Below are 13,019 nucleotides of genomic sequence, written 5' to 3'. Positions count from 1 at the left end.
GGCGCGAGCGACTCCTCGGTGGTGCAGCAGACCGCCGAGATGCCCAAGCTGTCGCTGCCGACCGTGACCGGCGAGGCCTACGACCTGACCGCGCATCGCGGCAAGTGGGTGGTGGTCAATTTCTGGGCCACCTGGTGCGCGCCGTGCCTGAAGGAGATGCCCGAGCTGTCGGCGCTGCACACCATGCGCGACACCATCGAAGTGGTGGGCCTGGCCTATGAAGACATCAGCAGCGCCGACATGCAGGCGTTCCTGAAGGACCACCCGGTGTCGTACCCGATCGCCGTCCTCGACCCCTACCAGCCGCCCCAGGACTTCGCCACGCCGCGCGGGTTGCCGATGACGTATCTGATCGGTCCGGACGGCAAGGTCGCCAAGCAGTTCCTCGGCCCGGTCACCGCGCGCGACATCGAAACGGCGGTCGGCATCACCGGCAAGGCCGGTTGATGCAGGCGGCGCACTTTATCGTCACCGGCGTGGTGCAGGGTGTGTGGTTCCGCGCGGCCACCCGCGAGCGCGCGGTTGCGCTGGGCCTGCGTGGACACGCGCGCAACCTGCCCGACGGCAGTGTGGAGGTGGTCGCCGCCGGGACCGACGCCGCCCTGGATGCGCTGGAGACCTGGTTATGGCAAGGCCCGCCGGCGGCCCGGGTCGCGGCGGTGACACGCATGCCCTGCGCGCAGCCGCCGACTGAAGAATGTGTAACTGGCTGAGTCGCTGCCGCCGGCGCAGGCCAACAGACTTGCGATGCGTCGCCGATAACCTTGTCAGCGCGATCAGGCGCGCAGGGGAACTATATGGCCGCTCCATCTCAAGATCACACCGACGGGCATGAACTGCCGGCACACCACCGCAACCGCCGCCTGGCGCAGCTTGCGCCATGGCTGTACCTGGGGGTCCTGTCGGGCAGCGGCTGGTTGTTGTTCCTGCAGCCGCAGACCCGTGTGCTGCAGCCTGGGCAGGCGGCCACCAGCTGGCTGCTGGCCTGGATCTTCGGCGGCATCGCGATCGGTGCGGTGCTGTGGAGCCTGAAACTTGCTCGTCGCGGCCTGGGCCCGTCGGCGGCTGGCTATCCGCTGTCGGCGCGTCTGCCCGATTCCTGGGCAGATGCCTATGCTGCCCTGTTGCGCCCGGCCACCGCCGCGCCGATGACCGCGTCCAAGCCCGATCCTGCCGGCACCAAGCGCGGCGCAGCCTGGCACCGTTTCGGCGGCGGCATGCTCAGCGTGGAAAATTTCGATCCCAATGACGCCACCCGTGCGCCCTGGGACAACCTCGATGCCCAGGCCTGCATCGCGCGTCTGGACGATGTCCGTCCGGCCTGGCAGAACGCCACCGCCAACCGCGCACTGCAACAGGAGCGTCGCTACTGGCTGGATGTGGTGCTGTCGCTGCTCGACCATGGCGTGATGCGGCCGCTGCAGGACGGCTACCTGCCCGACACCGCCACGCTGCGCACCGAACGTTTCCTGCTCGGCGCCGATGCCGGTCCGGTCGTCCTGGCCGAGGTGCCTGCACTGTTCGCCCGCCGCCTGGCGCTGGCGATCGAGAGCCTGCCGGCCCCGCAACGCGAAGCCGCCGGCGTCCAATGGCGTCTGCTGCAGCAATTGCACGGCCTGGTTGCCGAAAGCCGCATGCTGGACGAGCGCTCGCAGGTCATCCAGGTGCTGGCGTGGAATCCGGACGTGGACCTGGATCAGGTCGAAGTTGCCTACATCCTGGCCGCCGAGTACCGCCAGGGCATGCGCGACTGGTTGCGCCGCGCTGCGCTGGTGCGTCTGCCCGACAGCGCGCTGCGCCTGGACGAAGTGCTGCTCTCGTCCTGCAGCCCGCTCGGTCCGCAGGCCGACGATGTGGATTACATCGAAGCGATGCGCCCGCTACACCGCGGGTTCATGCAGCTGTTCAGTCAGCGCCTGAGCCAGCTGGTCTTGCAGGCCGAACAGGCCGAACGCCAGTCCGGCCTGTATCCCCTGCCGCGCGCCACGGCCAGCGACGAGATCTCTCAGGACTGGCCGGCGTAATCGTCGATCGGTTCCAGTACTCCGTAACGCTCCTTGTGCGGCTTGCCATCCAGCGGTGGCAGCTGCAGCGTGTCATCGGGCACCGCGATGTCCGGGAGCCGATCCAGCAGGTTACGAATCAGACTCAGTCGGCCCCGCTTCTGGTCGTTGAAATCCACCAACGTCCACGGCGCGTCCGGCGTATGCGTCACCTCTAGCATGCGCTCGCGCGCGGCGGTGTAGTCCTCGTACTTGCTGCGTGACTGCAGGTCCACCGGCGACAACTTCCAGCCCTTGAGCGGATCTTCCTGGCGTTCGGCAAAGCGCTGTTCCTGCTCGGCCTGGTCCACGCACAGCCAGTACTTGAACAGCAGGATGCCGTCGTCGACCAGAAGTTGTTCAAAACGCGGCGCCTGATCGAGGAACGCTTCGTACTGGGCGTCGGTGCAATAGCCCATCACCCGTTCCACGCCGGCGCGGTTGTACCAGCTGCGATCCATCAGCACCAACTCGCCCGCCGCGGGCAGGTGCGCCACATAGCGCTGGAAATACCATTGCGTGCTTTCGCGGTCGTTGGGTGTCGGCAATGCCACCACCCGGCACTGGCGCGGGTTCAGATGGCTGGCGATGGCCTGGATCACGCCGCCCTTGCCGGCGGTGTCGCGGCCTTCCACCAGCACCAGCGCGCGCTGGTTGGTGTGGCGCAGCCAGCGGGCCATGTTGACCAGTTCCAGCTGCAGCGGTGCCAACAGCTTCTTGTAGGCCTTGCGTTTCAGGTGCGACATGCGCGTTCCGACAGCGGTGAAGCGCGCAGGCTATTCGCCCAGGCGTGGACGCAGTGTCGCCAGATTGCAGGGCTTGGTACGTGCATCAAGCTGCGCACGCACGATCTTTTCCCAGGCCGTGCGGCAGGCCGAGGTGGAGCCGGGCAGGCAGAACACGAAGCTGTGGTTGGCCAGCCCCGCAAACGCGCGCGACTGCAGCGAAGAGGTGCCGATTTCGTCGACGCTGACCGCGCGGAACAATTCGCCGAAACCGGGCATGGTCTTGTCCAGCAATGGCGTGATTGCCTCCGGCGTGCTGTCACGGCCGGTAAAGCCGGTGCCGCCGGTGATCAGGATGCCGTCGACCTGCGCATCGGCGATCCACGCGGAGACGATCGCGCGCATGCGGTAACGGTCGTCCGGACACAGGGCGCGCTCGTGCAGCACGTGACCATCGTGAGTCAGGGCATCGACCAGATAGTCGCCGGAGCGATCATCGGCCAGCGTGCGGCTGTCGGACACCGTCAGCACGCACAGGTGCAAGGGAATGAAGTCGAGATTGGAAGGCATGCCCCAAGCCTAGCGAGCCGGGACGCGCGGGTACAGCACCACGGCGTGAAGCCGCAAAACCCAGCTGCTGGCTTCGGTCAGGGCGGCAGCGCGGCCGGGAATCGGCTCCTCGGCTCGGCAGACGTCCTGTCTGACTCGCCGCCGCGGCACATCCGTGTGCCGCTCTCCGCCAATCCCCGGCCACGCTGCCGCTCTGCACGTTGTTTCCATGACCTGAAAAGGTATCGAAGAAATTCAATGACGCTTTTAAGCACCTCTCCCGCAAGGGCGAGGAGGCACAGCTGGGCGCGCGTGCCTTGGAGCGCCCGCGCCGCAAGCGCGGGCCGGGGCACGGAGCGGGAGTTGGATTGGGGTACAGCAGAAGACAGCCATCTACCTTGGAAAGGCAAGCAGGCCGCTAGTTACCTGGCCAACCATGTTGGCGCGCGAGTGCTTGCATCAGGTCGGCGAACCCGTCGGCAAATCCATCCATATCGAACACGCCCGACTCGCGCCGACGCTCCGCCACCCGCGCACGCAACGCACTCAATGCCGCTGGATCACTCGCCAACGCCGCCGCCTTGGCCACAAACGCGGCGTCGTCGGCCACATTCATCTCATCCAGCCCCAGGTGATGATTCAGACTGCCGGCCACGCGCGCGGCAAACGTCTCGCCGGGCGTCGTCAGCACCGGGCAACCCGCCCATAACGCATCCGAGGCGGTGGTGTGCGCGTTGTACGGATGCGTATCCAGGAACAGGTCGGCATGCCGGTAGCGCGCCAGATACTGCGCATGCGGCAGCTTCGGCATGAACACCAGGCGCTGCGCATCCACGCCTTGCGCCTGCGCCACCGCACGCAGGCGCGCGTCGGCCTCGCCCGGCCCGGACAACAGCCACAGCACGCTGCCCGGCACCGCACGCAACACCGCCAGCATGCGCGCCATGCTGCGTGGATTGAGCTTGTAGCTATTGTTGAAGCAGCACAGCACCACGCCATGCTCGGGCAAGCCGCACTGCGCCCGCGATGGTGGTTCGGCGACCACGCGCGAGGTATCCGACGGCTGGAACGCACCGTTCAGGCGCAGCACGCGCTCGCGATAGAACGGCTCCAGCGACGGCGGCAGCGCAAAGGCATCTCCCAGCACGTAGTCCATCCACGGCGCGCCCGATGTGCCCGGGTAGGCCAACCAGTTCAGCTGCACCGGCGCCGGCCGCAGCGCGAACACTTCCGGGCGCCCGCCGCCACCCCAGCCGCGCAGGTCGAACAGCAGATCGATGCCCTGGTCGCGGATGTGCTGCGCGGTGGCCAGGTGCCCGAGCGTGGTGACATCGTGCAGCGTGGTGGCGTGCGCCAGGCGCGTGCGGATCGCGCTGCGGTCGTCGTGGCTGGTGGCGAACAAATGCAGTTGCAGCGCCGGCTGCCGGCGCTTCAGCGCTTCGAACAACGCCACCGTCAGCAAGCCGGTGGGATGCGCGCCAAACCCGTTGGAAACGAAGCCGAGCCGCAACGCGCCCTGGCTGCGCACGGCAGTCGGCGCCAGCGGGCGCAGCATCGCGGCGACGGTCTGCGCGCGTGTCCGTGCACACGCCAGCTGTTCGGCTGCGCTGGCGTCCTCGCTCAGGAAGGCGAACGGTTCCACCGCCGCAGCGCCCCGCGCCACGGCATTGCGCACCTGCGCAGCAAGTGCGTCCAGCGCGCGCCAATCGCACAGGCGGCGCCGCCAGTTGAGCAGTTGCGCAGTGATATACGGCTCGTCGGGCAGCAACTGATGCGCACGCGTATACGCGGCCGCCGCAGCTTCGGCCTGGCCCGCATCTTCCAATGCATGCCCAAGCCATAACGCGATGCCCGGATGCTGCGGCACCAGGTCCGATGCCTGCTGCAGCAACGCTGCCGCCTCGGCGTGCCGTTGCTGCGTCCAACGCACCCGGCCAAGCCGGGCCACGGCTTCCGGGTGGCCCGGCTGCAGCGCGAGCGCGCGTTGCACCGCGGCCTCGCCCGCAACGATCGCGCCCATGCCGAGTTCGGCATCGGCCAGCATCAGCCAGGCGACGAAATCGCCCGGCTGGCGCCGCACCGCCTCGCGCAGCTGCAGCAGCTCGCGCGGGACCTGCGCACTCACGGGCCGTCGCTCAACCGTGCCAGCTCGTCGGCCTGATGCTCGTGGAGCAGGCGTGCGATCAGTGCATCCAGGTCGCCTTCGATGATGTTGGGCAGGTCGTACAGCGTCAGGCCTTCCACGCGGTGGTCGGTGATGCGTCCCTGCGGGAAGCTGTAGGTGCGGATGCGCTGGCTGCGGTCGCCACTGCCAACCTGCAACTTGCGCGTCTGCGCTTCGGCGGCGGCCGCCTTGCTGCGTTCGGCTTCCACCAATTGCGCCTTCAGCCGCTTCATCGCCTTGTCGCGGTTGGCGTGCTGGCTGCGCTCGGTCTGGCATTCCACCACCACGCCGCTGGGCACGTGGGTGATGCGGATCGCCGACTCGGTCTTGTTGACGTGCTGGCCGCCGGCCCCGGAGGAGCGGAAGGTGTCCACTTTCAGGTCGGCCGGGTTGATCACGATCTCTTCCACGTCGTCGGCCTCGGGAATGATCGCCACCGTGGCCGCCGAGGTGTGGATGCGGCCCTGCGATTCGGTCGCCGGCACGCGCTGCACACGGTGGGTGCCGGATTCGAACTTCAACCGCGAATACGCGCCGCGTCCGACCACCCGTGCCACCACCTCCTTGTAGCCGCCGTGCTCGCCGGGGCTGTCGGACTCGATCTCCACCTTCCAGCCCTGGCGCTCGGCATAGCGCGCGTACATGCGAAACAGGTCGCCGGCAAAGATCGCCGCCTCGTCGCCACCGGTGCCGGCGCGCACTTCCAGGAACAGGTTGCCGTCGTCGCGCGGGTCGCGCGGCACCAGCAGCAACGCCAGTTGCGCATCCAGTTCTTCCAGGCGCGCCTGTGCGGCGGCGATCTCCTCCTCGGCCAGTTCGCGCATTTCCGGATCGTTGCGCATCGCTTCGGCCGCGCTCAGGTCGGCCTTGGCACGCGCCTCGTCTTCCAGGGCCACGGCTACCGGCTCCAGCTGCGACAGTTCGCGCGACAGCGTGCGGAACCTGTCGTTGTTGCTGACCACATCGGGGTCGGAGAGCAGGTGCTGCAGTTCTTCGCGGCGCTCGGCCAGCGCTTCGAGCTTACGGCGCAGGGTCGGCGTCATCGGTCCTCGCGATCGGGGTAGTGACAGGGGGATGTTGGTAACCGGGCTTTTCCGGGAACAGCCGGTCGGCCGCGCTGGTCAATTCCAGGTCGTTGTTGAGCGCAGCATCGCGCAGCGCGGCGGTGGGCGGATGCAGCAGCCGGTTGGTCAGCGCGTGCGCCAGCTGTTCCAGCACCTCGTCGGCCGGCTTGCCGTTGTGCAATTGCTGGCGCGCCTTGGCCAGCAGCTCGTCACGGGTGCTGTCGCCGAACGCGCGCAAGCGCTTGAGCGGCGCCTGGCGCGCATTGGCCTGCACCGTTTCGACATAGCGTGCCACCTGCAGGTCGATGATGGCCTCGGCCTGGTCGGCCGCTTCCCGGCGGCCACGGCGGTTGTCTTCCACCGCGCGTTCCAGGTCGTCCACGGTGTACAGGTAGGCATCGCCCAGCTCGGCCACCGAGGCTTCGATGTCGCGCGGCACCGCCAGGTCGAACAGCAGCATCGGCTTGCGTTTGCGCGCGCGCAGCGCCTGGTCCACCTGCGCGCGCGTGACGATCGGCTCGCGCGCGGCGGTGGCCGAGAACACCACGTCGGCCTCGGCCAGGTGGCGGTCCAGATCGGTCAGCGGCAGTGCGTAGCCGCCGTGCTGGCTAGCCAGCGCCTGCGCATGGGCGAGCGTGCGATTGGCGATCAACAGGCGGCGCACGCGGCCTTCGCTCAGATGCTTGGCGGCCAGCTCGATGGTTTCGCCTGCGCCGATCAACAGCACGGTGGATTCGTTGAGCCGTGCGAAGGATTCCTGTGCCAGCCGCACCGCGGTGGAGGCCACCGACACCGGGTTGGCGCCAACGCGGGTATCGGTCCGTGCCCGCTTGGCCACCGAGAAGGTCTGCTGGAACAAGCGGTCCAGTCCGCTTCCCAGCGCGCCGTGCGCACGCGCCACTGCCCAGGCATCCTTCACCTGGCCCAGGATCTGCGGCTCGCCCAGCACCATCGAGTCCAGCCCGGTGGCGACGCGGAACAGGTGGCGTACCGCCTGCTCCTCCTGATGCTGATACAGATAGCCGCTCAAGCCAGGGGCGTGGGTTTCCAGCCAGCTCACCAGGCTGTGCGGGTCGTCGGCCATCGCATACAGCTCGGTACGGTTGCAGGTGGACAGCAACGCGGCCTCGCGCACCTGCGGCAACGCGCGCAGGGATTCGAGCGCGCGCGGCAACGCGTCACCTGCGAACGCCGCGCGTTCGCGCAGGTCCACAGGTGCGGTCTGGTGATTCAGTCCGAGCACCCACAACGTCATTGTTCAGTTGCTTGCGATAAGCTGGCGGCCATTCAGGGCCCCATTTTACGGCCCGGTTGCCCCCGATGCCTGTACCGATTCGCATCCTGTGTGTTCTTCTGCTGGTCGCAGTCTCCACCAGTGCCACCGCAGTACCCAAGAAAGCACCGCCCGCGCCGCCGCCCAAGGGCGCCGGCACCACCTCGCTGGAGCCGGTGCTCGCCGGCGAATTCGCCTTGCAGGCCGGGCAGCTGGACGAGGCCGCCCGCGCCTATCTGGACGCCGCCAAGGCCGAGGCCGGCGACGCCGGGCTGGCCGAACGCGCTGCCCGCATCGCCATGCTGGCCAACGACGACCCGCGTGCGATCGAGGCCCTGGCGTTGTGGCGCGCCCGCGCACCCTCGTCGATGTCCATGCGCAGTACCGAAGCCTCGCTGGCCTTGCGCCGCAACGACTTGCGGACCGCCCGCCGTGATCTGCTCGGCCTGCTCAAGGAATCCGACCCGCGCGGGTGGCGCTTCGCCCTGATCGCCCTGGCCAATGGCGGACGCGAGCCGGAAGCCTCGGCCGACGTGCTCGAGGACCTGGTCAAGGCCGGCGCCATTCCCAACCAGATCGAAGCCTGGCAGGAGTTTGGCCGGCTCGCCCTGCGCATGGAGCGCCCGGCGCTGGCCAAGCGCATCGTCGACGAAGTGGTGCGCCGTTTCCCCGAGGAGCCGCGCGTGGCCTTGTTGCACGCCACCCAGCTGCAGCAGGAAGGCAAGAACGACGAGGCGCTGGCGCTGCTGAAGACTGTCGAGCCGCAGGCGGTCAAGGATTCCGAGCTGCGTGGCGCGCTGGCCTTTGCCTACGATGCCATGGGGCAGACCGAAGCCGCCGCGCGGGTGCTGTCGACCGGGCCGCAGGACACCCAGACCTACGGGCTGCGCGCCTCCATGCTGGCCAAGGAAAAGGATCGCACTGCGCTGGAGGCGCTGTACGGCGAGCTCAAGAGCAATGCCGCCAAGCCAGACCCGGACCGCCGCCTGCTGCTCGGCAAGATCGCCGAATTCCTCAAGCGCTACGATGAGGCGGTGGAGTGGTATCGCGGCGTACCCGGCGGCCCGCAGCTGAGCGAAGCGCGTCTGCGCGCCGCCAGTGCGCTGTACGAGTTGGGCCGCAAGCCCGAGGCGCTGGCCGAGGTCCGCGCCTTGCAGAGCGATGCCACTGCCGACGACGACGCACGTCGCGACGCCTATGTGCTCGAGGCCGAGCTGCACCAGCGCGCCGGCGACGCACCGGGCGAACTGGATGCCTTCGAGCGCGGCCTGGCCGCCTATCCGGACGACGGAGCCCTGCTGTACGCCCGCGGCCTGGCCTGGGAGCGCCGCGACGATGTCGCACGTGCCGAGGCCGACCTGCGCAAGATCCTGGTCGCCGAGCCGGAAAACGTGGCGGCGCTGAATGCGTTGGGCTACACCCTGGCCGACCGCACCACCCGCTACAAGGAAGCGCTGGCGTTGATCGACCGCGCCCGCACCGCCGACCCGGACAACCCGGCCATCGTCGACAGCTACGGCTGGGTTCTGTACCGCATGGGCCGCGCCAAGGAGGCCCTGGTGCAGCTGCGCCGTGCCTGGGCCCTGGTCAAGGACCCGGAAATCGCCGCGCATGTGGGCGAGGTGCTGTGGGTCAGCGGCAAGCAGGACGAAGCGCGGCGCTACTTCGATGAAGCGCGGCGTCTGGACCCGGACAACCGCGCGCTGCAACGCGCCGTGGAAAAATTCGGCCTATGAGCAAGGCGATCCGAACACTGGCCCTGAGCGGGCTGGTGCTGGTCGGGCTGTCGGCCTGCGTCAGCGTGCCGCGCGGGCAGGGCAGTGGCGCGGCCGTGGTGGAGCAGGTGTCCGAGCGCGCGCGCCAGGCCGAAGCTGCGCGCCAGGCCTGGCTGCAGGCGCATCCGAACTGGTCGTTCCAGGGCCGGGTGGCGATCAGCAAGGGCAGTCAGGGCGGGAGCGGCCGTATCGACTGGCAGCAGGACGGTGCGCAATACCGCGTGCAGCTCAGCGCGCCGGTGACCCGGCAGAGCTGGGTGCTCACCGGCGACACCACCACTGGTGCCGGACGCCTGGAAGGACTGGAGGGTGGCCCGCGCAGCGGCCCCGATGCCGAGCAGGTATTGCTGGAGGCGACCGGCTGGACCATCCCGGTCAACCAGATGCCGGACTGGGTCCGTGCGCTGCGCATCGCCGACGCGGGCGCCGAACGCGTGGACCTGGATGCAGCCGGTCGGCCGCGGACCGTACAGCAGGATGGCTGGACGATCGATTTCCTCGCCTGGGCGCCGGCCGGCGAAGGCCAGCCCGAGCTGCCGCAGCGCATCGAAGCCCGCAACGGCGAGGCCAAGGTGCGTCTGCTGGTCGACCACTGGGCGGTGTTGCCCTGATGCCTGCGGCGCAAGCGGGCTGGTCGGCGTGGCCTGCGCCGGCCAAGCTCAACCTGTTCCTGCGGATCGTCGGGCGCCGCGCCGATGGTTACCACCTGCTGCAGACCGTGTTCCGGCTGCTGGACTGGGGGGACACCATTCATCTTCGCCTGCGCGATGACGGGCTGATCCGGCGTCGCGGCGACAGCCTGCCCGGCGTGGCGGAAGACGATGACCTGGTGATCCGTGCCGCGCGCCTGCTGCAGTCCAGCGCGGGCACGCAGGCCGGCGCCGACATCCGGGTCGACAAGCGCATCCCCGCCGGCGGCGGTTTCGGCGGTGGCTCGTCGGATGCCGCCACCGTGCTGGTCGCGCTGAACGCCTTGTGGGGCCTGGGTTTGCCGGTCGATACGCTGGCCGGGCTGGGATTGCGGCTGGGTGCCGACGTGCCGGTGTTCGTGCGCGGGCACAATGCCTGGGCCGAGGGCGTCGGCGAGCAACTGACGCCGATCAGCCTCCCGGCAGCGTCCTATGTGCTGGTCGATCCGGGAATCCATGTGCCCACCCCGGCCTTATTTCAGTCACGGGAATTGACGCGGGATGCTGCGCCCGTGAAAATAGCGGACTTCGCTTCGGGTTCTCTGCTCGACAATGCGTTCGAGCCGGTCCTGCGGCGCCGTGAACCCGCCATCGAGGCAGTGTTCCAGGCGCTGTCCAGGATCGGGACGCCGCGTTTGACCGGGTCAGGGGGCGGGTGTTTCGTCGAATTCGCCACGCGCGCTGCTGCAGAGCAGGCCATGGCGCAGTTGCCGGGCAGCCTGAGGGCGTGGGTCGTGGAAGGTGCAGCGCACTCGCCACTGCTCGACGCACTGGACGCGAGACAGGTTTGATGCAGGGGCGTCGCCAAGAGGCCCAAGGCACCAGGTTTTGATCCTGGCATTCGTAGGTTCGAATCCTACCGCCCCTGCCAATATGCAGATCCCTCTGCAACAGTCGTATATGCAGGTCCTTCTGCAACAGCCCGCACCTCCATGTGCGGGGATTCAAGGAAAGCCCGGCATTTGTCGGCTTTGTCCAGCTCAACCATCGCCCGCACGCTCTTCGCCGCCGCCCGAGAGACCTCATGCAAGACCAACGTAATCTGCTGGTGTTCTCCGGCAATGCCAACAAGCCGCTTGCCCTGAGCATCTGCAAGGAGCTCGGCGTTCGCATGGGCAAGGCGCTGGTCACGCGCTTTTCCGACGGCGAGGTACAGGTCGAAATCGAGGAAAGCGTGCGCCGGCAGGAAGTGTTCGTGATCCAGCCGACCTGCGCGCCAAGTGCGGAAAACCTGATGGAGCTGCTGGTGCTGATCGACGCGCTCAAGCGCGCCAGCGCCGCCTCGGTGACTGCGGTCATCCCGTACTTCGGCTACTCGCGTCAGGACCGCCGCATGCGTTCCTCGCGCGTGCCGATCACCGCCAAAGTTGCCGCCAAGATGATCTGCGCGATGGAGGCCGACCGCGTGCTGACGGTCGATCTGCACGCCGACCAGATCCAGGGCTTCTTCGACGTGCCGGTGGACAACGTCTACGCCTCGCCGCTGCTGCTGGCCGACATCTGGCGCGCCTATGGCACCGACAACCTGATCGTGGTGTCGCCGGACGTGGGTGGCGTGGTGCGCGCGCGCGCCGTCGCCAAGCGCCTGGACGATGCGGATCTGGCCATCATCGACAAGCGTCGTCCGCGCGCCAATGTGGCCACGGTGATGAACATCATCGGCGACGTGCAGGGCAAGACCTGCGTGCTGGTCGACGACCTGGTCGATACCGCCGGTACCCTGTGCGCAGCCGCCGCAGCGCTGAAGCAGCGCGGCGCGCTCAAGGTCGTGGCCTACATCACCCACCCGGTGCTGTCCGGCCCGGCGGTGGACAACATCAACAATTCGCAGCTCGACGAGCTGGTGGTCACCGACACGATTCCGCTGACCGAAGCTGCGCGCACCTGCGCCAAGATTCGTCAGCTGAGCGTGGCCGAACTGCTGGCCGAGACCATTCGCCGCATCGCCTTCGGCGAATCGGTGAGTTCGCTCTACGTCGACTGAACCCCATTCGGTGCCCGCAGTGTGCGGGTGCCGGTACCACGTCTCTCCTGGTCGCGGGTGAGACGCTTCATCGCCGCGAGGCGGTATTCCAATCTAGGTAGTGAAACAACATGGCAAAGACTCACGAAATCAAGGTCGAGCGCCGCGCAGACGAGGGGAAGGGTGCGAGCCGCCGCCTGCGTCACGCTGGCGTCATTCCGGCCATCGTCTACGGTGGCGAACTCGAGCCGGTCAGCATCCAGCTCAACCACGAGCAGATCTGGCTTGCCCAGCAGAACGAGTGGTTCTACTCCTCGATCCTGGACCTGAACCTCAATGGCGACGTGCAGCAGGTGCTGCTGCGTGACATGCAGCGCCATCCGTTCAAGCAGTTGATCATGCACATCGACTTCCAGCGCGTCAGCGCCAACGAGAAGCTCAGTGCCGCTGTGCCGCTGCACTTCGTCAACGAGGCAACCTCGCCGGCCGGCAAGTCCAGCGAAGTGGTCGTCACCCACGAGCTCAACGAAGTCCAGGTGGTCTGCCTGCCGAAGGACCTGCCGGAGTTCATCGAGGTCGACCTCGGTGCCCTGGAAGTGGGCAACGTGATCCACTTGTCCGAGATCAAGCTGCCGGCCGGCGTGGAAATTCCGGAGCTGAAGCTGGGCAAGGAGCACGACGTGGCGGTGGTTGCTGCCAAGCACGTGCGGGTCGAGGAAGAAGACGCTGCCGGTGAAGAAGGCAGCGACGGCGCCGAGACCAAGTAAGCCGTTGG

The 13,019-nt window shown here is 67.9% G+C and carries 13 protein-coding genes and 1 tRNA gene; 9 read left to right on the top strand and 5 right to left on the bottom strand.

What is annotated here, in order from left to right; all coding sequences use genetic code 11:
- From EO139_RS16480 to EO139_RS16470, 3 genes are all read left to right on the top strand, one after another.
- Positions 1 to 447 (top strand): TlpA disulfide reductase family protein (locus EO139_RS16480; protein ID WP_241235975.1); only part of this gene is annotated, 447 nt, incomplete at its 5' end.
- Positions 447 to 713, top strand: coding sequence for an acylphosphatase (locus EO139_RS16475; protein WP_126971464.1), 267 nt, complete (start codon positions 447 to 449; stop codon positions 711 to 713). The genes EO139_RS16480 and EO139_RS16475, both read left to right, overlap by 1 nt.
- 84 nt (positions 714 to 797) lie before the next feature.
- Positions 798 to 2,024: a hypothetical protein gene (locus tag EO139_RS16470; RefSeq protein ID WP_126971462.1), complete on the top strand. Its 1,227-nt coding sequence runs from the start codon at positions 798 to 800 to the stop codon at positions 2,022 to 2,024.
- Here EO139_RS16470 and ppk2 read toward each other — a convergent pair.
- The 5 genes from ppk2 to hemA all read right to left on the bottom strand — a co-directional run bounded on the left by ppk2 (position 2,006) and on the right by hemA (position 7,799).
- Positions 2,006 to 2,788 (bottom strand): polyphosphate kinase 2, encoded by a 783-nt coding sequence (gene ppk2, locus EO139_RS16465; protein WP_104582252.1) that lies wholly within the window; start codon positions 2,786 to 2,788, stop codon positions 2,006 to 2,008. The two genes, EO139_RS16470 and ppk2, sit on opposite strands and share 19 nt — an antisense overlap.
- 30 nt (positions 2,789 to 2,818) lie before the next feature.
- A complete protein-coding gene (gene moaB, locus EO139_RS16460) occupies positions 2,819 to 3,337 on the bottom strand; it encodes a molybdenum cofactor biosynthesis protein B (RefSeq protein ID WP_039530503.1) in 519 nt (172 codons plus the stop codon).
- Positions 3,338 to 3,734: 397 nt separating this feature from the next.
- Complete coding sequence (locus EO139_RS16450) at positions 3,735 to 5,441, bottom strand: tetratricopeptide repeat protein (RefSeq protein ID WP_126971460.1); 1,707 nt, start codon at positions 5,439 to 5,441, stop codon at positions 3,735 to 3,737.
- A complete protein-coding gene (gene prfA, locus EO139_RS16445) occupies positions 5,438 to 6,523 on the bottom strand; it encodes a peptide chain release factor 1 (protein ID WP_119130812.1) in 1,086 nt (361 codons plus the stop codon). The genes EO139_RS16450 and prfA overlap by 4 nt, the downstream gene beginning before the upstream one ends.
- Positions 6,501 to 7,799: a glutamyl-tRNA reductase gene (gene hemA, locus EO139_RS16440; protein ID WP_104582255.1), complete on the bottom strand. Its 1,299-nt coding sequence runs from the start codon at positions 7,797 to 7,799 to the stop codon at positions 6,501 to 6,503. The genes prfA and hemA overlap by 23 nt, the downstream gene beginning before the upstream one ends.
- 65 nt (positions 7,800 to 7,864) lie before the next feature.
- On the opposite strand from hemA, the gene EO139_RS16435 reads away from it, so the two are divergent.
- From EO139_RS16435 to EO139_RS16410, 6 genes are all read left to right on the top strand, one after another.
- Complete coding sequence (locus EO139_RS16435; protein WP_126971458.1) at positions 7,865 to 9,553, top strand: tetratricopeptide repeat protein; 1,689 nt, start codon at positions 7,865 to 7,867, stop codon at positions 9,551 to 9,553.
- Positions 9,550 to 10,203, top strand: coding sequence for a lipoprotein insertase outer membrane protein LolB (gene lolB, locus EO139_RS16430; RefSeq protein ID WP_126971456.1), 654 nt, complete (start codon positions 9,550 to 9,552; stop codon positions 10,201 to 10,203). Before EO139_RS16435 ends, lolB begins: the two co-directional genes overlap by 4 nt.
- Positions 10,185 to 11,072, top strand: a complete 888-nt coding sequence (gene ispE / locus EO139_RS16425) for a 4-(cytidine 5'-diphospho)-2-C-methyl-D-erythritol kinase (protein ID WP_126971503.1) — start codon at positions 10,185 to 10,187, stop codon at positions 11,070 to 11,072. The genes lolB and ispE overlap by 19 nt, the downstream gene beginning before the upstream one ends.
- A 3-nt stretch (positions 11,073 to 11,075) precedes the next feature.
- Positions 11,076 to 11,152: transfer RNA gene (locus EO139_RS16420), tRNA-Gln, on the top strand.
- Between the two features lie 153 nt (positions 11,153 to 11,305).
- Complete coding sequence (locus tag EO139_RS16415; protein WP_104582258.1) at positions 11,306 to 12,265, top strand: ribose-phosphate diphosphokinase; 960 nt, start codon at positions 11,306 to 11,308, stop codon at positions 12,263 to 12,265.
- A gap of 110 nt (positions 12,266 to 12,375) precedes the next feature.
- Complete coding sequence (locus tag EO139_RS16410; protein ID WP_104582259.1) at positions 12,376 to 13,011, top strand: 50S ribosomal protein L25/general stress protein Ctc; 636 nt, start codon at positions 12,376 to 12,378, stop codon at positions 13,009 to 13,011.
- Positions 13,012 to 13,019 lie beyond the last annotated feature (8 nt).

It is taken from the genome of Xanthomonas sp. BRIP62411, assembly GCF_003993525.1.
GTDB classification, from domain to species: Bacteria; Pseudomonadota; Gammaproteobacteria; order Xanthomonadales; family Xanthomonadaceae; genus Xanthomonas; species Xanthomonas euroxanthea.
This window is presented reverse-complemented; position numbering and strand designations above follow the sequence as displayed.

Coding starts and splice junctions, on each gene's coding strand:
- EO139_RS16475 (WP_126971464.1), top strand. CDS start 447: ATGCAGGCGGCGCACTTTATCGTCACCGGCGTGGTGCAGGGTGTGTGG.
- EO139_RS16470 (WP_126971462.1), top strand. CDS start 798: ATGGCCGCTCCATCTCAAGATCACACCGACGGGCATGAACTGCCGGCA.
- ppk2 (WP_104582252.1), bottom strand. CDS start 2,788: ATGTCGCACCTGAAACGCAAGGCCTACAAGAAGCTGTTGGCACCGCTG.
- moaB (WP_039530503.1), bottom strand. CDS start 3,337: ATGCCTTCCAATCTCGACTTCATTCCCTTGCACCTGTGCGTGCTGACG.
- prfA (WP_119130812.1), bottom strand. CDS start 6,523: ATGACGCCGACCCTGCGCCGTAAGCTCGAAGCGCTGGCCGAGCGCCGC.
- hemA (WP_104582255.1), bottom strand. CDS start 7,799: ATGACGTTGTGGGTGCTCGGACTGAATCACCAGACCGCACCTGTGGAC.
- EO139_RS16435 (WP_126971458.1), top strand. CDS start 7,865: ATGCCTGTACCGATTCGCATCCTGTGTGTTCTTCTGCTGGTCGCAGTC.
- lolB (WP_126971456.1), top strand. CDS start 9,550: ATGAGCAAGGCGATCCGAACACTGGCCCTGAGCGGGCTGGTGCTGGTC.
- EO139_RS16415 (WP_104582258.1), top strand. CDS start 11,306: ATGCAAGACCAACGTAATCTGCTGGTGTTCTCCGGCAATGCCAACAAG.
- EO139_RS16410 (WP_104582259.1), top strand. CDS start 12,376: ATGGCAAAGACTCACGAAATCAAGGTCGAGCGCCGCGCAGACGAGGGG.